This window comes from Mucilaginibacter sp. P4_D1, assembly GCF_056401935.1.
In genome coordinates this window covers 1-24,190 of sequence record NZ_JBFUIJ010000005.1, presented here as the reverse complement: position 1 = coordinate 24,190, position 24,190 = coordinate 1, and the positions used below count along the sequence as shown (strand labels likewise).

At 42.2% G+C, this 24,190-nt stretch carries 21 protein-coding genes and 1 tRNA gene; 5 read left to right on the top strand and 17 right to left on the bottom strand.

Annotation, left to right across the window (positions count from 1 at the left end):
• Window positions 1–107: 107 nt before the first annotated feature.
• The 6 genes from AC1DV1_RS06800 to AC1DV1_RS06775 all read right to left on the bottom strand — a co-directional run bounded on the left by AC1DV1_RS06800 (window position 108) and on the right by AC1DV1_RS06775 (window position 6,777).
• Window positions 108–1,421 (bottom strand): NAD(P)/FAD-dependent oxidoreductase, encoded by a 1,314-nt coding sequence (locus AC1DV1_RS06800; RefSeq protein ID WP_477356871.1) that lies wholly within the window; start codon window positions 1,419–1,421, stop codon window positions 108–110.
• A gap of 263 nt (window positions 1,422–1,684) precedes the next feature.
• A complete protein-coding gene (secDF, locus tag AC1DV1_RS06795) occupies window positions 1,685–4,675 on the bottom strand; it encodes a protein translocase subunit SecDF (protein WP_477356869.1) in 2,991 nt (996 codons plus the stop codon).
• Between the two features lie 115 nt (window positions 4,676–4,790).
• A complete protein-coding gene (locus AC1DV1_RS06790) occupies window positions 4,791–5,273 on the bottom strand; it encodes a dihydrofolate reductase (RefSeq protein WP_477356867.1) in 483 nt (160 codons plus the stop codon).
• Complete coding sequence (locus tag AC1DV1_RS06785) at window positions 5,270–5,653, bottom strand: type II toxin-antitoxin system death-on-curing family toxin (protein ID WP_477356865.1); 384 nt, start codon at window positions 5,651–5,653, stop codon at window positions 5,270–5,272. Before AC1DV1_RS06785 ends, AC1DV1_RS06790 begins: the two co-directional genes overlap by 4 nt.
• Window positions 5,650–5,838 carry a hypothetical protein gene (locus AC1DV1_RS06780; RefSeq protein WP_477356863.1) on the bottom strand — a complete coding sequence of 63 codons (189 nt, stop codon included), beginning with the start codon at window positions 5,836–5,838 and terminating at the stop codon, window positions 5,650–5,652. Before AC1DV1_RS06780 ends, AC1DV1_RS06785 begins: the two co-directional genes overlap by 4 nt.
• A 117-nt stretch (window positions 5,839–5,955) precedes the next feature.
• A complete protein-coding gene (locus AC1DV1_RS06775) occupies window positions 5,956–6,777 on the bottom strand; it encodes a thymidylate synthase (RefSeq protein WP_477356861.1) in 822 nt (273 codons plus the stop codon).
• Between the two features lie 369 nt (window positions 6,778–7,146).
• Here AC1DV1_RS06775 and ispE point away from each other — a divergent pair, with 369 nt between their 5' ends.
• A complete protein-coding gene (gene ispE / locus AC1DV1_RS06770; RefSeq protein ID WP_477356859.1) occupies window positions 7,147–7,947 on the top strand; it encodes a 4-(cytidine 5'-diphospho)-2-C-methyl-D-erythritol kinase in 801 nt (266 codons plus the stop codon).
• 471 nt (window positions 7,948–8,418) lie between these two features.
• Here ispE and AC1DV1_RS06765 read toward each other — a convergent pair whose 3' ends face one another.
• The 10 genes from AC1DV1_RS06765 to AC1DV1_RS06720 form a co-directional block, all read right to left on the bottom strand.
• On the bottom strand, window positions 8,419–9,645 hold the full coding sequence (locus tag AC1DV1_RS06765) for a Gfo/Idh/MocA family protein (protein WP_477356857.1): 1,227 nt from the start codon (window positions 9,643–9,645) through the stop codon (window positions 8,419–8,421).
• Window positions 9,646–9,904: 259 nt separating this feature from the next.
• Window positions 9,905–10,927 carry a Holliday junction branch migration DNA helicase RuvB gene (ruvB, locus tag AC1DV1_RS06760; RefSeq protein WP_147052417.1) on the bottom strand — a complete coding sequence of 341 codons (1,023 nt, stop codon included), beginning with the start codon at window positions 10,925–10,927 and terminating at the stop codon, window positions 9,905–9,907.
• A gap of 241 nt (window positions 10,928–11,168) precedes the next feature.
• Window positions 11,169–11,900: a polyprenol monophosphomannose synthase gene (locus AC1DV1_RS06755; RefSeq protein WP_477356855.1), complete on the bottom strand. Its 732-nt coding sequence runs from the start codon at window positions 11,898–11,900 to the stop codon at window positions 11,169–11,171.
• A 49-nt stretch (window positions 11,901–11,949) separates the two neighbouring features.
• Window positions 11,950–13,446: a POT-type proton-dependent oligopeptide transporter gene (locus tag AC1DV1_RS06750; RefSeq protein WP_477356853.1), complete on the bottom strand. Its 1,497-nt coding sequence runs from the start codon at window positions 13,444–13,446 to the stop codon at window positions 11,950–11,952.
• A gap of 129 nt (window positions 13,447–13,575) precedes the next feature.
• On the bottom strand, window positions 13,576–14,502 hold the full coding sequence (locus tag AC1DV1_RS06745) for a hypothetical protein (protein WP_477356851.1): 927 nt from the start codon (window positions 14,500–14,502) through the stop codon (window positions 13,576–13,578).
• Between the two features lie 320 nt (window positions 14,503–14,822).
• A complete protein-coding gene (locus tag AC1DV1_RS06740; RefSeq protein WP_477356849.1) occupies window positions 14,823–16,001 on the bottom strand; it encodes an acetyl-CoA C-acyltransferase in 1,179 nt (392 codons plus the stop codon).
• Between the two features lie 589 nt (window positions 16,002–16,590).
• Entirely contained in the window at window positions 16,591–17,112 is a 522-nt protein-coding gene (locus tag AC1DV1_RS06735) for a hypothetical protein (protein WP_477356847.1), read from the bottom strand.
• Complete coding sequence (locus tag AC1DV1_RS06730) at window positions 17,112–17,276, bottom strand: type II toxin-antitoxin system antitoxin (RefSeq protein WP_477356845.1); 165 nt, start codon at window positions 17,274–17,276, stop codon at window positions 17,112–17,114. Before AC1DV1_RS06730 ends, AC1DV1_RS06735 begins: the two co-directional genes overlap by 1 nt.
• Before the next feature lies 1 nt (window position 17,277).
• A complete protein-coding gene (locus AC1DV1_RS06725; RefSeq protein WP_477356843.1) occupies window positions 17,278–17,817 on the bottom strand; it encodes a hypothetical protein in 540 nt (179 codons plus the stop codon).
• A 4-nt stretch (window positions 17,818–17,821) separates the two neighbouring features.
• The gene (locus AC1DV1_RS06720; protein ID WP_477356841.1) at window positions 17,822–18,679 is read right to left on the bottom strand and encodes an SPFH domain-containing protein; all 858 of its coding nucleotides are present in this window, start codon (window positions 18,677–18,679) and stop codon (window positions 17,822–17,824) included.
• Between the two features lie 258 nt (window positions 18,680–18,937).
• Here AC1DV1_RS06720 and AC1DV1_RS06715 point away from each other — a divergent pair, with 258 nt between their 5' ends.
• From AC1DV1_RS06715 to AC1DV1_RS06700, 4 genes are all read left to right on the top strand, one after another.
• A complete protein-coding gene (locus AC1DV1_RS06715; RefSeq protein WP_477356839.1) occupies window positions 18,938–21,007 on the top strand; it encodes an HD family phosphohydrolase in 2,070 nt (689 codons plus the stop codon).
• A gap of 82 nt (window positions 21,008–21,089) precedes the next feature.
• Window positions 21,090–21,176: transfer RNA gene (locus AC1DV1_RS06710), tRNA-Ser, on the top strand.
• 250 nt (window positions 21,177–21,426) lie between these two features.
• Window positions 21,427–22,689, top strand: coding sequence for a site-specific integrase (locus tag AC1DV1_RS06705; RefSeq protein ID WP_477356837.1), 1,263 nt, complete (start codon window positions 21,427–21,429; stop codon window positions 22,687–22,689).
• Window positions 22,690–22,719: 30 nt separating this feature from the next.
• The gene (locus AC1DV1_RS06700) at window positions 22,720–23,259 is read left to right on the top strand and encodes an ORF6N domain-containing protein (protein ID WP_477356835.1); all 540 of its coding nucleotides are present in this window, start codon (window positions 22,720–22,722) and stop codon (window positions 23,257–23,259) included.
• Window positions 23,260–23,276: 17 nt separating this feature from the next.
• Here the strand turns inward: AC1DV1_RS06700 and AC1DV1_RS06695 are convergent, their stop codons facing one another.
• The gene (locus tag AC1DV1_RS06695; RefSeq protein WP_477356834.1) at window positions 23,277–23,954 is read right to left on the bottom strand and encodes a HEPN domain-containing protein; all 678 of its coding nucleotides are present in this window, start codon (window positions 23,952–23,954) and stop codon (window positions 23,277–23,279) included.
• Between the last annotated feature and the right edge of the window lie 236 nt (window positions 23,955–24,190).

Here is a 24,190-nt window from a genome sequence, read left to right as displayed (position 1 = left end):
TTTGAGCTTAGGTCCCAAACCTCCAAATCAAAGTTCAGGATAATTTATCCTAACCCCAAATCAGCCTTTTTCTTTATAACTCATTACTCAAAACTCACCGCTCAAAACTAGTCTACCGTCTTCGGTAAATGCTCATCCTCGGTTAGGCCTTCACGTTCAAACTTGCGGATGATGAGCCTGGTGCCGCCATTGTAGTTAATATAGCTGGATACCCAGTTAATGAATACAATTACCTTGTTACGGCCGCCTAAAAGCGATATCAGGTGAACAAACATCCATACCAGCCATGCAAAAAATCCCTGGAACCTGATCTTACCTAAATCGGCGACAGCTTTGTTGCGGCCAATGGTAGCTAACGATCCTTTGTCGAAATATTTAAACGGAGTGGTGGGCTCATGGTTAATGAGCTGCATAATGGTTTTACCCACGTGTGCGCCCATTTGTATAGCTACCTGTGCCACACCGGGGTGGCCTTTAGGGGTTTCGTCGGTTATCATGGCTGCCACATCGCCAATGGCGAAGATGTTTTCGGTACCCACCATGCGGCAAATGCTGTCAACCCTTATCCTGTTACCACGTTCAATATTACCTTTTTCGATGCCTTCGGGTACTACGCCCATAACGCCGGCGCTCCATATCACGTTTTTGGTGCGGATGGTTTTGCCGCCTTCAAATTTTATTTCTTTGCCATCATAGCTTTCTACCTTAACACCTAACAATACTTCCACACCCATTTTGGTAAGGAAATCTTTAGCCGCATTTGATGCCTGATCAGAGAATGGGCCCAGTACCTTCGGTAAAAAATCTACCAGGTAAACCTTCATATCCTCTTTTTTAAGTTCGGGATAATCTTTGGTCAGTACGTGGTTACGCAGTTCGGCTAATGAGCCCGAAAGCTCAACTCCGGTTGGGCCGGCGCCAACCAGCACAAACGTGAGTAGCGCTTCGCGCTCGTCTTTGGATGTTTTAAGCAGCGCTTCTTCAATGTTTTGGAGTACGGAGTACCGTAAATTTAATGCCTCCGGGATTGATTTCATCGGCATCGAAAATTTTTCGATATCATGATTGCCAAAAAAGTTGGTGGTTGATCCGGTAGCAATTACCAGGTAATCATAAGCTATAGGGCCGATAGTAGTATCAATGGTATTATTGACGGCGTTAACCTTTAATACCTCGGCTATTCTGAAACGGAAATTTTTTTGCTCCGAAAAATTTTTACGCAGAGAGAAGGCGATTGATTCGGATTCGAGACCGCCCATGGCCACCTGGTACAACAATGGTTGAAAGGTGTGGTAATTATGCTTATCAAGCATCAGCACGTCAACAGGCTTATCTGCCAGTTTTTTGGCTACCTGCAGGCCGCCAAAGCCACCACCAACTATTACTACTAAAGGGAATTTTGAACTATCTGATGTGTTCATGTGAGGGGTTATTTGTGTTCCTGTTTTAAAGTGCAAGTTTTACACTCCTGTCTGTTTTGGCAGACGCAAAGGGGCATCCGCCTATTTCATAGCCAACAGCACAATACCCATGCCGATGGCAATGTTTGTTATTGTTTTATGATGCAATTATACCTCATTGTAACCAATCTGCAACCCCATCCGTCGGTCATTTTTGGTTGAGGTTGGGCTAAAAAAAAGGCCCCAAATGTTCTTTGGAGCCTTTTAAATAATTTCAGATTATTTTATTTCAGGTCTTTTTTTCCAAAGTCAACTATCACCGGTGTTGCCACGCAGATAGACGAGTATGTACCGAAAATAACCCCGATTAATAATGCGAACGAGAAGCCTTTGATAACATCGCCACCAAATATGAACAACACAATCAATACGAATATTACCGTTAATGCAGTAATAATGGTACGGCTTAATGTACTGTTGATAGCGCGGTTAATAACATCTTCCGTTTGTTCCTCTTTTGATTTATGGTCAAGGAACTCGCGAATCCTATCGAATACCACCACGGTATCGTTAATAGAGTAACCGATTACTGTTAAGATAGCCGCAATGAAAGCCTGGTCAATATCCAGCGAGAACGGTAATATTCCGTTGAATAACGAGAAGAACGATAATACCAGCAAGGCATCATGCGCGGTTGCAATCATCGCACCCAAACTAAACTGCCATTTACGGAAACGGATAAAGATGTATGCCGAGATCACAAATATGGCGATCAATACCGTGTAAACAGCCGATGTTTTCAGTTCTTCGGCTATGGTAGCGCTTACCTTCGATTGACCCTGAATATCGCTATCGCTTATTTGGGTTTCTGGTTTGGTTGCCAGAGCTTCAATTAACGTTTTTCTTACCTGTACATCAATCGCAGGGGTGTTTTGCTGAATAAGGTAATTTGTAGTGATGCTGATTTTATCGGCATTTACAGTTTTAACCTCGGTACCGCGGCCTAATAAAGATGGGTCAACAACACTGTGTATTTGCTCAGTTGTTATGTTTTTATTAGGGAACGTAATTATAAAGTTACGGCCGCCCTCAAAATCAACACCGTAGCTAAAGCCACGCACAAATATTGAAATAATACCGGCAATGATAAACGTACCCGAGAAAATGTAAAACTTGAAACGGTTTTTAACAAACGCGTAGTTAGCATTTTTGAAGGTATGTGAACTCCATGGGTTGCTGAATTTAATATCCCAGCCTTTATCAAGCATCCACTCAAATATAACCCTTGAGATTAACAGCGAGCAGAATAGTGAAGTAATAATACCGATCATCAATGTAGTTGCAAAACCCTGGATAGGGCCCGAACCGAAGATGAACAGGATTAAACCGGTAAGGAACGTACTGATCTGTGAATCGAGGATAGATGGCAGCGCGTGTTTGAAACCATCGGCAACCGCTATTTTTAGTGATTTGCCTAAGGCAAGCTCTTCACGTACACGCTCGTACACCAACACGTTGGCATCTACCGCTATACCTAAAGTAAGTACGATACCTGCTACACCCGGTACAGTTAACACCGCACCTAAGCTGGTAAGTACACCCATCAGGAAAAATATGTTGATGATAACCGCAACCACCGCAACAGTACCTGCACGGTTATAGTAAGCAATCATGAAAACAAGTACTACTACCAAACCCAGTACGCATGATAGCAAACTGGCGGCTATAGCTTGTTTACCTAATGACGGACCTACAACATCTTCAGATACGATGTGCGCAGGAGCGGGTAAACGACCGGCCTTTAACACGTTGGCCAAATCCCTTGTATCTTCCTGTGTAAAGCTTCCTTCAATTGATGATACACCACCTGAAATTTCGTTTTGAACGTTAGGAGCCGAGTATACATTATCATCTAACACAATGGCGATAGCACGCTTGGTGGTTGCAGCAGCAGCCTCGGCAGTAACAGCACGCCATTTTTGGGCACCTTCCGAGTTCATGATCATCACAACTTCGGGGCTGCCTTTTTGGTTAACATCGGCTCTTGCATCGGTAATTACACTACCAGAAAGTACCGGGCCGTTTTCGGCGCCGCTTAATTTAATGGCGTATAAAGCAAATGCTTTTTGTTTGGCATCCTTCATGGGTTTTACATCCCAAAGGAATTTCATATTGCGTGGGATAGCCGATTGCGCAAGTTTGCTATGCAGGTAGCTGTTAACCTTGGCGGTATCTTTTAATAAAGCATAGCCAACAACAGGACCGGTACCTAATTGCTGCTGACCGTTTTGACCTGGATATAAGTTTAGCGACATTACAGACAATAACGGATGTTGCGCAGCCAATTGCGATTTGCCTGCTAAAGCGCTTGCCGAAGTGTCTTTCTCAGCACTTTTTTGAACCTTGCTTAATAACGATCCTGCTTTTTTAGCAGTATCGTTTTTAGCAGCCGCGGTTGCGGTTGTTTTGGCAGTATCGGTTGTTTTAGYGGCGGTTTTGTTTTTTGCGCCAAACAGGTTATCAACAGCTATAATGGTTTGGTAGGCTTCGCTGTTATCAAATGTTTGATAAAACTCCAGCTTTGCCGTTCCTGATAACAGTTTACGAACGCGGTCTGGTTCTTTAACACCAGGCAGCTCAATCAGGATGCGGTTTGAACTGGCCTCTAACTGGATGTTAGGCTGGGTTACACCAAACTGGTTGATACGGGTATTTAAAACCGTGAACGATTGTTTTACTGCGGTGCTGGCCAAATCTCTCAGATAAGCTTCAACTTCGCTGTTTGATGCGTTAAACTTTAAGTGATCCTGGTTATCTTTTGTTGAAAAGATAGCGGCCAGCTTGCCGTCCGGATTCAATTTCTCATACTCGCTTACAAACAGCGCGATATAATCTTTCTGGCTGGTTTTAGCGTCAGCCTGAAGTTTATCGGCGTTTGCCAAAGCCTGGTTGAATGTTGCATCGGGGTTGTTGTTCGCAATTTTGCGTACCAGCTCATCAAGCTGTATCTGCATCGTAACGTTCATACCACCTTTAAGGTCCAAACCTAATGCAAGTTCCCTTTGCAATACGAAAGCGTAAGTGTGTTTGAATATCGGATATACCGGTTGTGTAGACATTGAGTCCAGGTAAGCCTTCTCTTTTTCAGGATTCCCTTTTGCGTATGCCTTGGCATCACTCTCAACTTTTTGGGCCACCCATGTAAAAGACAGCTGGTAGATACACACAACTGCCAGCAGAATGGCGAAAAATTTAATAACCCCTTTACCTTGCATCGAATTTGTAATATGTAATTAATTAGTTTATAAGCTATTTTTAATAAGACGGCAAATCTAATAAAATTTCGCAAGCAGAAAATTTTAAATTAAAACAAATTGATGACAAAAAATGTTAGCGACGCTCCAGTGTGATAAACGAATAGCTATACTTGTTTTTGTCATCAGGCTCAAAATTTTCTCTTTGCGTTTCCTGCCAGTCTTCTGTGTTTAACTCAGGGAAAAAGGTATCACCATCAAATTCCTGGTTAATTATGGTGAGATATATGCGGTTTGTGAGCGGGATGGCCTGTCTGTAAATTTCGGCACCACCTACAATAAATACTTCATCCTCGCCTGCACAAAGCGCCAATGCCGCTTCAATTGATTTTACAACCTCGCAACCTTCAATTATGATATCCTGGCGGGTAATCACAATATTCCTGCGCCTTGGTAGCGGTTTACCCACCGAATCGAAAGTTTTGCGGCCCATGATAACGGTATGCCCCGTGGTAACATCTTTAAAATGCTTTAAATCATTGGGTAGGTACCAAAGTAATTTATTGTCTTTACCGATGGCGTTGTTTTTGGCTATAGCCACTATAATACTTACGATCATTTGTTTTTTGTGATGATTTTTTCTGACAGCCACAATTTAATTTCGTCGAACTTTAATTGTCCGGTACTTGCAGCAATTGTTATGTCGTATTTTTCGTCCTCTGATGCCTCTATATCACAATCAAAACTTAATAACATTAGTCTAAGTAGCGTGTAGGCAGTTCTTTTGTTACCATCGATAAAAGGATGGTTAATAATTAAGCTCTCGAAAATAGCGGCAGCTTTGTCAATAGGTTCTGGGTACAAGTCAATGCCGTCAAAAGTTGCATATGGCCGGGCAATTGTTGCTTCCAGGCCTCCCTGGTCTCTCACACCTTCGCCACCGCCAAAATTTTTAATTAATTGGGAGTGAATATATAAAACTGATTGTATAGAGATCATTTGGCTAAGCGCTCCAATAAACCTTTATCCTCGCTCATGATCTTTTTTAAATTATTATCGAGGGTGGATTGTTCAAACGGATGTGTTTGAAATTGTTTTACAAAATTCAAAACATCTGCCAATGCCGTTTCGGGCATATCATTCAATGCTTTTTGTATTTCTTCTTTTATCTGAACCGCAGTCATAGCCAAATCTACAAATTTTTAATTTCCCAATCCATCCAAACAATCCCACGTCTCAAAAATTCTCACCAATGACCAATGACCAATGACCAATGACCAATGACCAATGACCAATGACTATTATACAGCCACCACACCCTTAATATGCGGATGCGGATCATAATTTTCCAACGTAAAGTCTTCAAATTTAAAGCCGAAGATATCCTTCACGTCCGGGTTAATCTTCATAGTTGGCAGCGGGCGGGGCTCGCGGCTCAATTGAAGGTTAACCTGTTCCAGGTGATTGTTATACAGGTGGGCATCGCCAAGCGTATGGATGAAATCGCCATAATCCAGGTCACAAACCTGTGCCACCATCATGGTTAGCAGGGCGTATGATGCAATGTTGAAAGGCACACCTAAAAATATATCGGCACTGCGTTGATACAATTGACATGACAGTTTGCCTTTTAATTCCCCCTTCAGGGGATTAGGTGGCTCCACGTAAAACTGGAACAGGCTATGGCAAGGTGGCAATGCCATCTGGTTCACTTCTGCTACATTCCAGGCAGAAACAATCATGCGGCGCGAATCCGGGTTGTTTTTTATCTGGTTAATTACCTGGGCTATCTGGTCAATATGACCACCATCAGGCGTTGGCCAGCTGCGCCATTGCACACCGTATACAGGGCCAAGGTTACCATCGGCATCGGCCCATTCGTCCCAAATTCGTACGCCATTTTCTTTCAGGTAACGGATATTGCTATCGCCGCTTAAAAACCATATCAACTCATGGATGATTGATTTAAGGTGCAGCTTTTTGGTGGTCACCATCGGGAAACCATCTTTAAGGTTGAAACGCATCTGGTAGCCAAACACACTTACTGTACCGGTACCCGTCCTGTCATGCTTTTGCGCGCCGGTTTCCGATACATGCTTCATCAAATCAAGATACTGTTTCATTTTTTAGTTCATTAGTTCAGTGGTTCATTAGTTCATTGGTCTTTTCTGTCGGTTTGCCCGTATTAGCATTAGTTGCGATATCGCGTTTAAAATCAGCCTTGTAAAAATCAAACATGCAAATTCAACGCTATCCTACCAATGAACTAATGAACCAGTGAACCAATGAACCAACCACAAAGGAAAATAAATAAGACTAACTATCCTAAATATGTGTAAAAATACAGGTTTGTTAATCATTCCTAATCAATAGGAAGATGATAACTTTACGGCGCGACAATTATGTCCTTTTTAATTTAAGACGAGACAGGGTAGGCCGGGGATTTATCAAAAGTTAATAACCACTCATCCAATCAACCACTCACTAAAAATATGATCCTTTTTCCCAACGCAAAAATTAACATAGGCCTGAATATTACCGAACGCCGCCCGGATGGTTATCATAACCTGGAAACCATTTTTTATCCTATTGCCATAAAAGATGCGCTGGAAGTAGTTGAGAGTGATGAGCTTACTTTTACCTCGTCAGGGCTTGATATTCCTGGCAGGGCCGAGGATAACCTTTGTGTAAAAGGCTACCACATGCTTAAAAAAGACTTCGATTTACCGCTGGTAAGCATTCATCTGCATAAAAACATTCCGATAGGAGCCGGATTGGGCGGAGGATCGGCTGACGCGGCTTTTTTTATCAGGCTAATGAATGAGCAGTTTAACCTTTGCCTTTCGGTAGATGAAATGACAGGCTATGCCCGCCGCCTGGGGGCCGATTGTGCCTTTTTTATCGAAAATAAACCCGTTTTCGCATTTGAGCGGGGGGACGAATTTGAAACCATAAAACTCGACTTATCGGCTTACAAAATTGTACTGGTAATGCCCGATATTCATATTTCTACTTCAGAAGCCTTCAGCGGCATAAAACCAACCCCGGTTAAAGATTCCTTGCTGGAATTGATCACCGAACCCATCACCGAATGGAAAAAGCATATCAAAAACGATTTTGAAACGTCTATTTTTAAAAATCATATCGAGATCCGCGGCGTTAAAGCTGCGTTATACCAGGCTGGTGCTATTTATGCCAGTATGAGCGGGAGCGGAGCCTCGGTATTCGGAATATTTGACCACACGCCCGATCTGGGGTTTTTAGAAACGGATAACGAAGTGTTTTACCTGTAGCGTTTAGTCAATAATACCAAGTCGTAAGTATAAAGTTGAATTTTTTCTTTTTTGGCTCAGAACTTAAGACCTGGGGCTAAAACAGCATAGACCCCCTTTTTATTTATGGGTAAACAGTACAAATTTACACGCTCCATTTTATATTTCAAAACAGCCTTTTATTCATACATAAATACGTAAAAACAAGTAATAAATCCCAACTTTTCAGCAATAAATGCACTATTTATTAATACAAATGGTGCATTTATTTACACAAAAATAAAAGGAAGTTTTTTGCGCAAAAATTCGGAGAAAACAGCCTGAAAAACCGGGTGCCTAAATCTTTAAAACTACCGGGTTCGCCACAACTCCATCCTTATGTCTGGGGGCTAAATTAAAACAGCCAGTAAAATAATTGAAAATAGTTAATCATACAATTCGCGATAAAACCAGTTTTGTCTTATCTCTTGATGCTAACCTCTTCACTCTATTTTAAAGCACTATCCGTTTACCTTCTTTTATCGATCTTTTGGCTGCATCCAAAATCTGCATCACTATCATATTATACCTTAATGACGACCGGTCGTTATGCGATTTAATGGGGTTTTTAAGTGCTGCGGTAAAATAGGGTACCGGTGCGTCGGCCGGTGCGGGTAAGGCCGGTGCTTTAAAACTGTGCACGCTATTGTTAACTCTTATTTCAACGCTATCTTTATCAAAGGTGTGGATATAGCCTTTGGCGCCAAATATCTCCATGTCTTTGATGCCGTAAGGCCAGTTCCATGATGCTTCTATCATGCCGGTGGCGTTAGGGTATTCAACAATAATGGTAGCATCGTCTTCAACCTTGGGGTATACCGATGGCTTGTAATGCCTGGCTACCGCTGTAACCGCTATTGGCCGTTGCCCCTGCATCAGCCAGGTCATCATATTGGCGCCATAGCAGCCAAAGTCATTTAGTGCACCTGCGCCGTTAAGTATGGGGTCTGTTAGCCAGCTCAAAAAATCTTCGCTGCAACCAATCTCGCGCGGGCCCTGGTGACCATCGTGAAACACCATTTTGCGGATGATGCCTACGCTATCTGTTTTAACGGTATTATAAGCGCTTTGTACCGATGGGTACCAGGTAGTTTCATAATTGGTAAGCAGGTTGATGTAATATTTAAGCGCCAGGAATTCCATGCGCCGGGCTTGTTCAAGCGTGGCAGCCAAAGGTTTCTCAACCATTACCGAAATGTGTAGCGGTGCACAGGTTTCTACCACATCTATATGTTTGCCAACGGCGTTGTAACCTAAAACAATTACAGGTTTGCGGGCCAGGCACATGGTTTTTAAATCTTCAAAAAACAACGAATCGGGTACGCCATACATTTTACCATACTTGGCCCAAAGGTTTTTATCCGGCTCGGCAATGCCAACAATATTTACGTTGCCGTTGCGGTATTCGTTTAGTATCAGGTGTATATGGTCATGGTTTAGGCCGGCTATGCCTACTTTTGGCCCGGTGGGTATTTTTTTCACCGGGATGGTGTCCTTCTTTGTTAAAGCGGTATCCTTTCCAAGCTTCTTTGCTGTATCTGGCGGCAACGCCTCCGGCTTATTGGGCACCATCGGTGTAGTAGGGGTAGGGATGGTTGTTTGCGCCATGGCAAAAGCTGCGCAGCTAAAAAAAAGCAGGGTAAAAAAGAATTTAACCCCATGGTTGAACATTGTTTTCATAGTAATATCGGTAGATAATTGTTCGCAAACTTACTAAAAGGCCCATCTAAATCTCGCCAATACTATTAAGTTAAGCGTTTTTTCGCGGAAAGACGCAGAGCCGCAAAGTGATTTGCTTTTTTTTCCTTAGCGCCCGGGCGTCTTCGCGCGAAACTGAAATTTTAATATTTTCCGTCACTTAATAGCATTGTAAATACTCCCCCGGATGGGAACACTTTAACTTCACCTCCAATTAAACTGCGAAGGTGAACATCTGAAATTAAAATAACGAAGGGTTGCCCCCAAGTTTTATTTTGCCCAAATGTTTATAAGCGCTCTCGGTGCACTCGCGGCCACGGGCCGTGCGCATCAAAAAGCCTTCCTGTATTAAAAATGGTTCGTAAACTTCTTCAATGGTACCCTCATCTTCGCCAACGGCGGTGGCTATGGTTTTTAGCCCAACGGGGCCGCCTTTAAATTTATCAATAATGGTGCTCAATATTTTGTTATCCATTTCGTCCAGGCCATGCTCATCAACATTAAGGGCGTTTAGGGCATATTTGGCTATGGCGGTATCAATATTGCCATCACCTTTTATCTGGGCAAAATCACGTGTGCGGCGCAATAGCGCATTGGCTATACGGGGCGTACCACGGCTGCGGCGGGCAATTTCATAAGCCCCCTCATCGGTAATAGGTGTTTTTAGGATAGATGACGAGCGCAGTACAATGGTGGTAAGCAATTTGGCGTCATAATACTCCAGCCGGGCATTAATACCAAACCGGGCCCTTAAAGGCGCGGTAAGCAGGCCCGAACGGGTGGTGGCCCCTACCAGGGTGAATGGGTTGAGTGATATTTGTACAGACCGGGCGTTGGGGCCGCTCTCCAGCATAATATCTATCTTAAAGTCCTCCATTGCCGAGTATAAATACTCTTCAACCAGGGGGCTTAAACGGTGTATTTCGTCAATAAAAAGAATATCGCCTGTTTCCAGGTTGGTAAGCAGGCCCGCCAAATCGCCGGGTTTATCCAATACGGGGCCCGATGTTATCTTGATGCCAACACTCATTTCGTTGGCGATGATGTGCGAGAGCGTGGTTTTGCCCAGTCCCGGAGGGCCGTGCAGCAATACGTGGTCAAGCGCTTCGCCACGCTGGCGGGCTGCCTGTACAAATATTTTTAAGTTAGCTAATATTTTATGCTGACCGGTAAAATCCTCAAACTGCTGCGGACGTAAAACTTTTTCGATATCACGCTCGGTATTGCTGAGGCGTTCCGGTGCCGGATCAAGGTGCTCGTTCATTACCAACGAAATTAGTTTTTTTATTTCGGATTTCGGAATTGGGATTTCGGATTTGTCATTCGGGGAATTTAAAATTGGGGAGTTGAAATCCAAAAATCTTCAAATAAATAAATCCGAAATCGAACATCCCCAAGAAATATCGGATTTCGGAGTTGGGATTTCGGATTTGGAACGGCAGGTGGAATAGAAATCTAAAATTAAAATAAATCCGAAATCGAACATCCCAAATCCGAAATCAAGATCATCCCTCAGGGTATTTCCTGAAAATGCTGTTGATTTTCATTTTTATCACACCAAAAATGGCTTCGCCAAATATGCCCGACGACATTTTGGATGTGCCAAGGGTGCGGTTGATGAATATAATGGGTACTTCTACCAGTTTAAAGCCATGTTTAACGGTAGTGTATTTCATCTCGATCTGGAAGGCGTAGCCCACAAACTTTATCTTATCAAGCTGGATGGTTTCCAGTACCTTGCGTTTGTAGCACATAAATCCGGCTGTTGAATCTGCAACGTCTATCCCTGTAATAAAACGCACGTATACCGATGCAAAGTAACTCATTAGTACACGGCTCATGGGCCAGTTTACCACGTTTACGCCAGTACTGTAGCGTGAGCCGATAGCTGCATCGGCGCCATCAATACAGGCTTGCCGCAGTTTTAGCAAATCATCCGGATTGTGCGAGAAATCGGCATCCATTTCAAAAATATAGTCGTAATGGCGCTCAATAGCCCATTTAAAGCCATGAATGTACGCAGTGCCTAAGCCTTGTTTCCCCGCCCGCTCTACTATAAAAAGCTGCTCGGGGTATACGTTCATTAAATTTTTTACAATAATGTTGGTGCCATCCGGCGATCCGTCATCGATGATGAGCAAATGAAAATCATGCGGGAGGGAAAATATTTTGCGGATCATCCGCTCAATATTCTCCTTCTCGTTATAAGTAGGTATAATTATAATACTATCTGGCACGCGCTATTTCTGATGTTTGATGAAATAAAACACAAAACAACGGATTTTATTATACAATTGGGTTATCAGGATGAATTGGAGTTACTTTATCGTCATGAATATCCAGTCCTTTTGCCAGTACTTCATCTACCAAATAAGCTTTTTCCTTTAATCGTGGGCTTACAAAAAGAAATACCACAAAAAAGGCAAGGCAGATGCCTGTGAACAACCAAAAGAAAGATGCGCCGGTATAACGGGCGAAATAACCATGGTTTGCAATGCTGTTATTAACAATAGTGTTGAAGAACGACCCTACCGAATAAGTAAAATACCAGATAGCAGTCATGGTGCTCTTCATAGATACAGGCGATTGCGTATACGCGTACTCCAGGCCTACCAATGAAACCAATACTTCGCCTGCTGATAATACGGCATAGGCAAAAATCTGCCACCAAACAGATGGGTGCAGGCCTTTATCAACTTTTTCCTGTAATAAAGCAATTATTAAAAAACTGCCTGCGGTAACCAATAAACCAAAGCCTATTTTACGAAGCGGGGTGAGCTTTAAGCCCAGTTTAGTTGCCAGTGGATACAACAAGAAATTGAAAAGCGGTATCATTGCCAACAGGAAAACTGCGTTTACTGTTTGTATTTGAGATGGAAGAATTTTCCATCCGAAAACACCTAAGTTTAAATCGAGGTGAACAGATTGTAACACCCATTCGGCACTATTCATATCCCATAACGACCAAAAAACCGGGATAAAAGCAAATACAGCCATAATGCGCCAAACAGCTTTAATGCCATCCACTTTATCATACCCGTATTTGGCTTCGGCTTGTTCCCAGGCTGTTCCCGGCGCTTTTGGGCTTAGCTTACACATTAACGTGTAAAAGCTTACCGATACAAAATTATCTTTATTAATGCCCTTGGCCGGGAGCTTTACATAGCTTTTACGGCCCAAGAAAAATATTAAAGTGGCCAGTGCCATCAAAATACCCGGTACACCAAATGCCCAGGCAGCGCCAAATTTATCGTAAATTAAAGGGATCAGGAACAAACTAACCATAGATCCCGCATTGATACTGAAGTAAAACCAGCTGTAAATGGTACTCATCAGGTGCTGATTGCTGTGGTCAAACTGATCGCCAACGTTGGCAGATACGCATGATTTAATGGCGCCTGCCGAAAATGCTATAATAATTAAGCCGGTTTGGAAGCCGGCCAGGTTGGTATCAAACATTGATAAAAGGAAGTGTCCGATGGTATAAATAAGCGACCCGATGAGGATAACGCGGTATTTGCCAAAAAACCAGTCGGCAAGGATAGCGCCAAGCAGGGGGGTAGCATAAACCAGCGTGGAGAACATGTGGTTGATACTGTTGGAGTGGGCGTTGGCTTCAACAGAATTTTCATGACTAAAAAACTGGTGAACTAAAAAAACAGCCAGGATACTCCGCATTCCGTAAAAACTGAAACGCTCTGCAAATTCATTGCCTATAATGAATGGTACTGCCCTTGGAATTTTACCTATCGATCGTGATTGTGCTGCTGTTTTTTCCTGCATTTATTTGTCAACTTAAAGTTTTGCTAAAGTAGTATAAATCTTTTAAATCAGAATTTTATACCGAAAGTGTTACAAGCTATCTGTGGATTGTTTTGATTATTAGTTGGTAACGTGGCTATAATTCTAAAATTAATGTGATGTTGGAACAAGCTTTTTATCGCGTGCTGCTTGTTTTTTAGGGTCGACATACTGGGGATCGACCGCATTGCTTGAATTATCGGGTACGTTGCGCATATCCAACTGTTCTACATACACCCAGTGCCCATTCTTTAATTTATAGCCATCGTAAGTAAGGTCGGGCCCAAAGGTTTCGGGCTTGTTTTTTTCTTTGGCATCCGGCGGGGCAAGGTGATCAAACACAATGAGATTTTGCTCGGGCACGTATCTTAACAGCATCGAGGCCTGGCGGGAATATTCAAACACTACACGGTGGCGTGTTTTGCCGTTGCCATCAAACACTGGCATGCCAAATACCGGCCCTGCATCATTAAATGAAAGCACATCAATAACTTTTTTGGTCGATTTTACCGTGTTACCCTTCCAGCCTAACAAAATGTAGTAGGTTTTGGCGCCATAAACGGGCACTATTTTATAATACTGCGCGCCCAGCCACTTGCGGTTGTTAACAACGGAGTCTTCGGGGGCCTTAAAAAAAGGCGAGTAATCTTCTAGTGGGTACATTTTTAAAAAGCCGCCGGTATTCATTTGTATGGTGCCATAAAAACGGTAGCTGCCATCCTCGTTCATAATAGGCCAGGTAAAAATACGGAAGCGATTATCGGGCGAATTGATGATGCTGATGGTTTTTACAGAATCGAAGTGGTACAGGAACGAGTTGGGTACTTTTAACGCGCTAACCATCGTTTTAATAAACTTATAGTTGGCATTTTTCCGCACCAGGTCGGTTTCGTCGTTAATAAATGTTTTACCTAAGGTTTTTAGGGTGTCTTCGTAAAGTTTCAACTGTTTAATATGCGCGTTCTCGTCAGAGTGCTGCGCATAGGTATGGATACTCAATAAAAGCGCGGGGAGAAATAGGAGAAGCTTTTTGATCACGGTGTTAATATGATTTTGTTCTAATATAACTATAATTTATAAATCTGTTGTTGCAGAGTGCGATGCAATCTCAGCATAGATTGATAGGTAAACATAACCTGGGATTGCTTCGTGCTTTATAATGATATAACTGTAAGTTGTTGATTATTAAAGTTATTTTTCAACGTAGAGACGCAATATTTTGCGTCTCCCACATGCAAATCCAAACTTGCAAATTCATTTGTCTGGCGGGAGACGCAAAATATTGCGTCTCTACAACAGTCCCATTTGCAGCCATGTTATCACTTTTTTCCCGCAATGACGCGGATATAATAAACCTCTTAACGTAAATTTTCGATAACCATTGCGCTGGCGCCGCCGCCGCCGTTACAAATTCCGGCCGCACCAAATTTGCCCTGGCTTTGTTGTAATACGTTAATTAAGGTAACAATGATTCGCGCACCCGATGCGCCCAGCGGGTGGCCTAATGAAACTGCACCGCCATTTACGTTAACTTTTGCGGGATCAAGCTTTAATAATTGGTTATTAGCAATAGCTACAACAGAGAAGGCCTCGTTTATCTCGAAAAAGTCGATTTGATCTGACGACAAACCAGCTTTGTGTAATGCTAATGGGATGGCTTTTGATGGGGCAGTAGTAAACCATTCGGGCGCCTGCTGCGCATCGGCATAGGATACAATACGGGCAAGCGGTTTAATGCCCAACTTATCAGCTTTTTCCCGGCTCATTAATACTAAAGCCGCCGCGCCATCATTTAGGGTTGATGCATTGGCAGCGGTTACCGTGCCATCTTTTTTAAATACGGGTTTTAGGAAAGGAATTTTGTCAAACTTAACGGCTTTAGGTTCCTCGTCATCTGTAAACATCGTGACATCGCCTTTTTTATCTTTTAGTTCAACAGGGGTTATTTCATCCTTGAACTTGCCCACAGCCTGGGCTTTTTGTGCGCGATTGTATGATTCAATGGCAAATGCATCCTGGCCTTCGCGGCTGATGTTACAATCAACGGCGCAAAGCTCGGCTGCCGAGCCCATGTGGTAGTCGTTATATACGTCCCAAAGACCATCTTTTACCAGGCCATCAATAATTTGCCCGTTGCCTAAGCGATAGCCGTTACGAGCTTTATCCAGGTAGTAGGGCACATTGCTCATACTCTCCATGCCCCCGGCAACCACAATATCATTTTGGCCAAGGGCTATGCTTTGTGCAGCAAGCATAATAGCTTTCATGCCCGAAGCGCAAACTTTATTAACCGTAGTGGCTGGCAAATAGGGTAGGCCGGCAAATATTGCAGCCTGGGTAGCCGGAGCCTGACCCAAATTGGCCGACATTACATTACCCATATAAACTTCCTGAACCTGATCTGGCTTCAGCCCGGCCTTTTCAACTGCCGATTTGATTACCAGCGCCCCAAGTTGCGTTGCGCCTATAGTGGCTAAGCTACCACCGAAACTACCTATAGGCGTACGGGTGGCGGCTACTATTACTACTTCTCTCATGTGTCCCTCATTAAAATTGGTAGGGCAAATTTAGTTATTTTGAGGAGAGTTAAAAGCTATGCATGCATAATAAACAGTTGCGATGGGGTTTTGTACGGGTTGTTCGTTTTCAATTAGCTTCTACATAACTCTTGCTAAGGGCCATCGGCCCGGCGCATATTGTAGCCACGGGTTTCAACCCGTGGATGATTGGCCAAAGGATAACAAAGAGTGCCATCGGCACGGCCCATATTTTAGTGTAAATCCGGGTATTTTCATTTTGTTCAAACGATATATACGCTTTGCTCATATGTATCGAACCTACGGCTCTCCATCATTTTCTTCGTTTTTTCCACGGGTTAAAACCCGTGGCTACAAGATTGGCCGAGGCTACGCCTCTAATTCGCGTTGATCAAGCCCGGATGTGTCAACAAAATATATCTTTAGAAACTGATCAGCAGCGACATGGATGTTACCGATACAAAGCGTTGTAGAAACTGTCTACAAACAGGTAGCCTCTAACAGGCAGCTTAAAAGGGTATTATTTTGTAAAGGTCAACCGTTTGCAGCTGAAAAAGTTTAAAAGCAATCTCCCTGGCATAATAATAGTTTAGTAAGAACTCTGCTTTCTTCTACCTTTAAGAATCAAAAGATGCTGCGCAAGAAAACTAAGTAACGTGATTTTCTCTTCTGTAATATCGTCATCAATAACCGTAATAGTGTTTGTCATGGAAAACAGGGCGTTTTTTATGTGAATCAAACTGCCTGAAATATTTGATTTCCATTGGTAGGTGTTTGACGATAAATCAGCTTTCGAAAAAATAGCTGTAAATCCATCTGTCATAGCTAACGATGGTGGTTGATGCAGGTAGTTATAACCAACAATTATTTCCCCCAAAAACAAATCGGTGTTATCGTAAATTATGATCTGAGCGTTTCCGAATGGTTCAAAATCATAACCTAATCTCCAGTCGCCATAATATGAACCTATTTCTGCTGTTTCCCGCGCCAGGCCGTCGTAGGTTAATTTACCAAAGTTGTTCTGGTGATCTGTCAAAACATATTCGCCATTAAACAAATCCTGTCTGATTAAATATAAAGTCTTACGATCTTTTATTTTTTGAAAATCCATTACTCCTTTTTTTTCTTCGCCCCTTTTTTGCGCACAAGCAGCGCCTGCTGCATCAGGTATTCTATTTGTCCGTTGGTGCTTCTGAATTCTTCGGCAGCCCAGGCTTCCAGTTCCTTTAATACATCGGGATTAATGCGTAGTACAAATGCCTTTTTCTCAGCCATATCAACCCCCGGTTCCTGCCGCGGCTGCGGCCTGTGCTTGTTTTATTAAAATTAAATTCACGCCTAATAATACCAGCAACGGCATATCGGGCAAGGCTTTCAGTTTATCCAGGTCTACCGATACTTCAAATGGTTTTTTAAAACCCCAAACAGCGGCTTTTACGCTTAAAATATCGCCATATTGATCGCTCGTTAAGCTAAACGTCCGGGTAAAAAGCTTTTTATATGCGTACACAGCTTCAAAGCCATTGTTCATACTCAGTTTTACCTTACGGGATAATATTTCGGGAGTTACGGCACCCAGCTCAATCTCATTAACATCCTTTATCAATAAAGTGCGGCTAAAAATGGCTTTGCGCTTAATGATCCATGTTTTTTGTGCCGACTCCAATATCGTAGTGGTTTTCCAAATGCTGGCATGGCTTAGCTTACCATAACTAAACTGACCATCGCTAAGTTCAAAGGATGGCCTGAAAAAGCCGTTTTTTATGATGATAAGCTGGTTGGTGCGTAGCTGGTCAAAACTTCTAAATTGCTCCATATTATTAATGATATAAGGTGCCTGTATTTACAACGGGGTTAACGCTCCTGTCGCCGCATAGTACAACCAGCAGGTTGCTGACCATAGCTGCCTTCTTTTCTTCGTCAAGCTCTACAATATTTTTTTCTGATAGCTTGTTCAGCGCCATCTCCACCATGCCTACAGCGCCCTCAACAATAAGCCTGCGGGCTGCAATAATGGCCGAAGCCTGTTGTACCTGTAACATAGAGTGTGCAATTTCGGGCGCATAGGCCAGGTGCGATATTCGTGCCTCCAGCACTTCAATACCGGCGCGGTCGAGCCTTTCATTTAACTCTTTTTCCAGCAAGAGGCTTACCTGCTCGGCGCCGCCGCGTAAGGTAATGGTGGCTGTTTCGTCCTCGAGGTTATCATAGGGGAATGAATTGGCCAGGTGCCTTACAGCAGCTTCGCTTTGTATATTTACATACTGGATGTAATTTTCGACCGCGAATACGGCGCTGGCGGTATCCTTTATCTGCCATACAATTACCGCAGCAATTTCAATTGGGTTACCAATGCTGTCGTTAACTTTTAATTGCTGCCCGTTAAGGTTAAATGCCCTTAACGAAACTTTTCTTTTTACAGTAAAAGGGTTTACCCAAAAAAAGCCATCTTTTTTTACTGTGCCCACATATTTACCAAAAAGGGTAAGCACTTTTGATTCGTTGGGGTTTACTATAACCAGGCCGGGTAGTATAAAAACAAAACCCAGCACGCCTAATATGGCGCCTATTGGCTCTTCGCCAATAAATAAGCAAACAGCGGCTACAGCCAATACAACAAGCAGCAGGGCAAAAGCCGCAAAGCCAGAGGGAGGATTGATGGTTTTTTCGGAGTTCATGGTGATTTAGTCTGATTTTAAAATGATATCACAAAGATATCATTTTTTATTTTGTAAAAACAAATAGAAATAGAGTCAAGAGGTTAGAATCAAGAATTAAGACAAAAAAATGCACGGTTTGAGAAATCAGGCGTGATGTAAATAAAGTTAGGCAATATGCTCCGCTTATATTCCGGTCTTGATTCTTGACTCTTGATTCTCAACTCTCATTCTTAACTCTACTTCAAAAAACTTATTTTTGTACGGTTAATTACATACATGGCAAAACTATCTACCTCGCGGCAAAAAGCCTTAATGCGCAAATATGCCCGCAACGTTAAGTTTTTGATGATGCTGTTGTGCATCTGCCTTATCGTTTTCTTTTTACCCAAACAGGCTAAATTTAGTTATGAGTACGAAAAAGGACGCATCTGGAACCAAAAGGACCTGGTATCGCCCTATAATTTCGCTATCCTGAAAACGCCCCAGGAAATTGATAACGAGAAGAAAACTGCCTACGAAAGCATCACCCCGGTATACCAGCTTGATGCTGCGGCGGGAGGCCAGCAGATAGACGGCTTTAAAACCGATTTGGAAATCAAGTGGCATAACGCGGGGATTAATGATAAACTTAAATCGAAGTATATTGATGCCGGGATAGCCTTGTTAACAAATTTGTATGAAACAGGCATTTTAAAACTCAATGATAAATACCTGCAACATGCCAACAACTATGCCATTACTATTTTAAATAAAAACGTAGCAACGGATAAAAATACCAATACCCTTTTTACCAGGGAAAGTGCCCTGGCTTATTGCGATAAAGTATTGAGTAAGCGAACAGATATTGACAGGGCTTTTATGCTCGATTTGCTGCAAAACCGCATCCAGAATAATTTAAGCTATGATGATAACCTTACCGTAAGGCTTGAAAAAGAAGTGTACGACGGCCTGTCTATCACCCGCGGAATGGTGCAAAAAGGCGAGGTAATAGTTTATAAAGGCTCCATTATTAACGACGATGTTTATCAAAAACTTGAATCGTACAAAAAAGCTTTTGAAAATAACGCCCGCGTAAACGGCAACCGCATATTGGTGTTGCTGGGGCAGTTTTTGCTGGTATCCATAGCCATATCATTGCTCATGATATTCCTTTACCTGTTTCGTAAGGATATTTATGCTGATAACCGCCTGGTAAGTTTAATATTGTTGGTAATTACTGCCATGCTGGCTACACTGTCGGCCGCTATTAAATTCCAGTTTCCGGTAAACCTGTATTACATACCGTATTGTATAGTGCCAATTATCATTCGTATTTTGTTTGATACCCGCCTGGCGCTTAATATTCATTTGCTGGTGGTTTTAATTGCCGGCTTTTTTGTACCCAATAGCTTTGAGTTTGCTTACTATGAAATAACCGCCGGGATGGTGTCTATCTATAGTATCAAAAACCTTATCCGCCGCGAGCAGTTCCTCATTTCGGCCGGGATTATTGTGTTTACCTACTTTGTGGCTTTCCTGGGAATCTCGTTTATCAGGGAAGGTACTTTCCTGGAGATTGACTGGATGGATTTTCTACCTTTTGTGGTGAGCGTGCTGCTTACCCTGCTGGCCTACCCAATGATTTATATATTTGAGAAGATATTTTCGCTTACGTCAGATATTACGCTTATCGAGCTTACAAATACCAACGCGCCTTTATTGCGCGAACTGGCGTTTACAGCACCCGGTACCTTTCAGCATTCGTTACAGGTAGCCAATTTAGCCGAGAATGCCATTTACAGTATAGGCGGCAATGCATTATTGGTTAGGGCCGGCGCCTTGTACCACGATATTGGTAAAATGGAAAATCCGCTGTTTTTTATTGAAAACCAAACCTCGGGTTTTAACCCCCATGATAAGTTGCCTTATGAAGAGAGTGCGCAGGTAATTATCCGTCACGTAAGTAAAGGAATTGAGATGGCCCGTAAAGCCAACCTGCCCGAAGTTATTATCGATTTTATCCGCACCCACCATGGTAATACCCGGGTTGACTATTTTTACCAGTCTTCATTGAAGAATTTTCCCGAAAAATTCATCAACGAGAACATTTTTAGGTACCCCGGGCCCATTCCTTTCACCAAAGAGGCCGGTGTTTTGATGCTTGCCGACTCGGTTGAGGCTGCTTCGCGCTCATTAAAGGAGCCTGACGAAGAATCGATAAGTGTTTTGGTAGATAGGATTGTAAAATACAAGCTGGATCAGAACCAGTTGAAGGACAGTAATATAACCCTGAAAGATATAGAAACTATTAAAGAAATATTTAAGCGAATGCTGATGAGCATTTACCATGTGCGGATAGATTATTAAAAATCCGAACTTTTTTTTTGATGGGAAACATGAATTACTATATTTGCAATCCCGAAAACGGGGGACAAGTTTAAAAAATACTGGTGAGGTGCCTGAGAGGCCGAAAGGATCAGTTTGCTAAACTGACGTACGGGAAACTGTACCGAGGGTTCGAATCCCTCCCTCACCGCTGATTGAATAGTTAAAAAACACCAAAAGCCTGTAAATCACATATTTACAGGCTTTTTTGTTGCCATGAGTTAACCAAAACATACACGAATTCGCAAAGAAAATGAGCGACATCCATGGCGTCTTTTTTTCATCAAAAAAAGACGCCACGTAAATGATATAATAATCTGATTTACAACATGTTCAATCATTAAACATCTTGACTTTTTGCCGCTGCATTTCGATATTTATTCACTTAAAAATCTATCGTTATGTTAGAAAAAAGTTTAGGCTTAATGTTTTTTTTAAAACAGCCAAGAAATTATGATGGGGGAGAAATGTATATCTACCTCAAGATTACTGTAGACGGTGTTTCCAAAGACCTTTCTATTAAACGTTCATGGCTTCCTTCCAGATGGAATTCAAAAGGAAACCGTGCCATCGGCAATAAAGAAGATGCAAAAGTACTTAACGAGTTCCTTGATGTTATGCAAAATAAAGCATATGATGCCAGGAAGCATTTGATCGACCGGGGTAAAGTGGTAACAGCTTTAGCAATAGTAGAATTGTTATCCGGGATTAATGAGCGGAAATGGATGTTGCTATTGTTGTTCGAAGGGCATAACAAAGACTTAAAGAAAATGATTGGTAAAGGTGTCGCTAAAGGGACTTATACCAATTTTAACACATCCTATAAACACACTTGCAAATTTATTAAGGTCATCTATAAAGTTGATGATATGAATATCCGCTCACTGGACTTGGAATTCATTAAGAAGCTATATAACTGGTATCGTACAGATATAGAACTCAATCATAATTCAGCATTGAAAAACATCGCCAATATGAAAAAGATTGTATTGGATTGCGTGGATAACGGATGGCTGGTAGGGGACCCATTCGCCAAGTTTGAGATGACAAGAGAAGATGTTGATACAATATATCTGGACAAAGAGGAAATTCAGCGAATTACATCAAAAAGTATCCAGAATGAACGACTGTCTCGGGTAAGGGATTTGTTCGTTTTTTGCTGTTTTACCGGTCTTTCTTTCATCGATGTAAAGCAGTTAAAACGTTCCGAAGTAACCCTGGCCCATAACAGCGAACTCAGAATTAATAAGAACAGGCAAAAAACAGGAACACCGTCAGCGATTCCACTATTGCCAATAGCGCTTCTGATTTTAAAAAAATACCAGGATGATGAGATGTGTTTAGCAAAAGACATGCTATTACCAGTACTCAGCAATCAGAAGTATAATTCATATTTAAAAGAGATTGCCGATACCTGTAACGTTAATAAGGAGCTTACCTCAAAGATGGCTAGGAACTCGTTTGCGACTACGGTGACCTTAGCAAACAATGTTCCGATGGAAACCATCAGTAAAATGATGGGACATAAGAGTCTAAAGCAAACACAGCATTACGCCAAAGTATTAGCTGTCAAAGTCACCGAGGATATGGTTACGCTGAAGAAAACGTTAGCAAAAAAGAAATTTATTCCTGAACAGCAGATTATGTTAAGTTCGACAATATAGTCGCATCACGCATTAATTAAAGTTTGAGTTATGGAAAATAAGAATGAAGAAATGATGGTTCCTGATGAAGTCATTTCCAATAAAATCTATTATATCAGAGGTCAAAAAGTTATGCTTGACGAAGATCTTGCACAGCTTTACAATGTTACTACCGGCAACTTAAACAAAGCTGTAGCACGCAACATCAAGCGGTTTCCTGATGACTTTATGTTTCGGTTAACGGACGAAGAATTTAAAAACTTGCTATTCCAAAATGGAATAGCAAGTTGGGGTGGCAGAAGACAAGCGCCCAATGCGTTCACTGAGGACGGATTGGCCATGTTGTCTGGTATCCTGTCAAGTGATAGAGCAATACAGGTTAATATTCAAATCATGAGGATTTTTACCCGGTTGCGGCGCATGTTTATTGACAATACAGAGTTGCGCCTTGAAATTGAGAAAATAAAGACAAAATTGGACAACCAGGATAAAAACATGGAAATCGTTTTCCGGTATCTCGACGAATTAATAGAAACTAAAGCTACTAAACAAACACGAAAAGGTATAGGCTACAAACCAAATGAATTTTGAAAAGTAGAGACAGATTCTCACAGGGATGCAGGCAGGGCCGGGGAATAATCCACGACCGCTGCCTGTTCTTCCACTGTGGTCCTAGCGGTGCCCTTGTGCGGTTCTTTTAATGACAATTCTATCGTAAGGTCAAGAAACGCTTTAACGAGCGTACAAAGCTGGTCTGCATCATGATCAATAACCTTATAATTGTCCCTATATCTTGCTTCTGTATAGCTTCCAGCTAGTACCCGAAATAGTCTCATTTCTTCTTTAAAATGACGTTTAAAAAGACGGCCAGGTTCTGCGGAAAAACACTCATAAAGAAACAGCAGGCGATCAATATTGTGAATATCGGCACGATAGCCGGTGTATAACCGGATCAAGCCACGGCAGGCCTGTTCTACTGCCTGGTGCAATAAAAAAGCGACATTATTATAAAACTCTTTTTCATAACACTCATAGGCGCACTCCATAAAGCCGGATGCCATGTTAAACATCCTAGAAAACGCTTCCCCGTCTTTAGAATAACTTTCCTCTATAATTTTATGATCAAATTCACGGATCATGGTAAAACCATCTGAAGTGTATACCAACTCGCCATTTAAACAAGCGTCCACAAAGAACCGGTCATTCTTGTATACCGCCTCCATTACAGTGGAGAGTCCATGCGCAATGATAAATACGCCGGAAAAATGGCTATTTGGATAAAACACACCAAAATGACCCCTTTTGGCCCACTCAAAAAGGCCCCCTTTGCCAGTTGAAAGTGACCACGTTCGCCAAAGCAAAGTGACCCCTCTTGCCAGACGAAAGTGACCCCTTAAAAGAGATTAAAGTAATGTACTGATAGGTTTCTTCGGACAAGGTTTTTGTTTAGCTTTTTAGATAAACAAAAACCAGCGAATACATGTCCAATAAACCGATCAAGATGAATAGATTACGACAGATC

What these genes read in the sequence shown, in the direction of transcription:
- ispE (WP_477356859.1), top strand. Translation starts at nt 7,147, where the DNA reads ATGATCCTTTTTCCCAACGCAAAAATTAACATAGGCCTGAATATTACC.
- AC1DV1_RS06780 (WP_477356863.1), bottom strand. Translation starts at nt 5,838, where the DNA reads ATGACTGCGGTTCAGATAAAAGAAGAAATACAAAAAGCATTGAATGAT.
- AC1DV1_RS06720 (WP_477356841.1), bottom strand. Translation starts at nt 18,679, where the DNA reads ATGAACTCCGAAAAAACCATCAATCCTCCCTCTGGCTTTGCGGCTTTT.
- AC1DV1_RS06765 (WP_477356857.1), bottom strand. Translation starts at nt 9,645, where the DNA reads ATGAAAACAATGTTCAACCATGGGGTTAAATTCTTTTTTACCCTGCTT.
- AC1DV1_RS06790 (WP_477356867.1), bottom strand. Translation starts at nt 5,273, where the DNA reads ATGATCGTAAGTATTATAGTGGCTATAGCCAAAAACAACGCCATCGGT.
- AC1DV1_RS06775 (WP_477356861.1), bottom strand. Translation starts at nt 6,777, where the DNA reads ATGAAACAGTATCTTGATTTGATGAAGCATGTATCGGAAACCGGCGCG.
- AC1DV1_RS06800 (WP_477356871.1), bottom strand. Translation starts at nt 1,421, where the DNA reads ATGAACACATCAGATAGTTCAAAATTCCCTTTAGTAGTAATAGTTGGT.
- AC1DV1_RS06725 (WP_477356843.1), bottom strand. Translation starts at nt 17,817, where the DNA reads ATGGAGCAATTTAGAAGTTTTGACCAGCTACGCACCAACCAGCTTATC.
- AC1DV1_RS06705 (WP_477356837.1), top strand. Translation starts at nt 21,427, where the DNA reads ATGTTAGAAAAAAGTTTAGGCTTAATGTTTTTTTTAAAACAGCCAAGA.
- AC1DV1_RS06715 (WP_477356839.1), top strand. Translation starts at nt 18,938, where the DNA reads ATGGCAAAACTATCTACCTCGCGGCAAAAAGCCTTAATGCGCAAATAT.
- AC1DV1_RS06740 (WP_477356849.1), bottom strand. Translation starts at nt 16,001, where the DNA reads ATGAGAGAAGTAGTAATAGTAGCCGCCACCCGTACGCCTATAGGTAGT.
- AC1DV1_RS06735 (WP_477356847.1), bottom strand. Translation starts at nt 17,112, where the DNA reads ATGGATTTTCAAAAAATAAAAGATCGTAAGACTTTATATTTAATCAGA.
- AC1DV1_RS06700 (WP_477356835.1), top strand. Translation starts at nt 22,720, where the DNA reads ATGGAAAATAAGAATGAAGAAATGATGGTTCCTGATGAAGTCATTTCC.
- AC1DV1_RS06785 (WP_477356865.1), bottom strand. Translation starts at nt 5,653, where the DNA reads ATGATCTCTATACAATCAGTTTTATATATTCACTCCCAATTAATTAAA.
- AC1DV1_RS06750 (WP_477356853.1), bottom strand. Translation starts at nt 13,446, where the DNA reads ATGCAGGAAAAAACAGCAGCACAATCACGATCGATAGGTAAAATTCCA.
- ruvB (WP_147052417.1), bottom strand. Translation starts at nt 10,927, where the DNA reads ATGAACGAGCACCTTGATCCGGCACCGGAACGCCTCAGCAATACCGAG.
- AC1DV1_RS06730 (WP_477356845.1), bottom strand. Translation starts at nt 17,276, where the DNA reads ATGGCTGAGAAAAAGGCATTTGTACTACGCATTAATCCCGATGTATTA.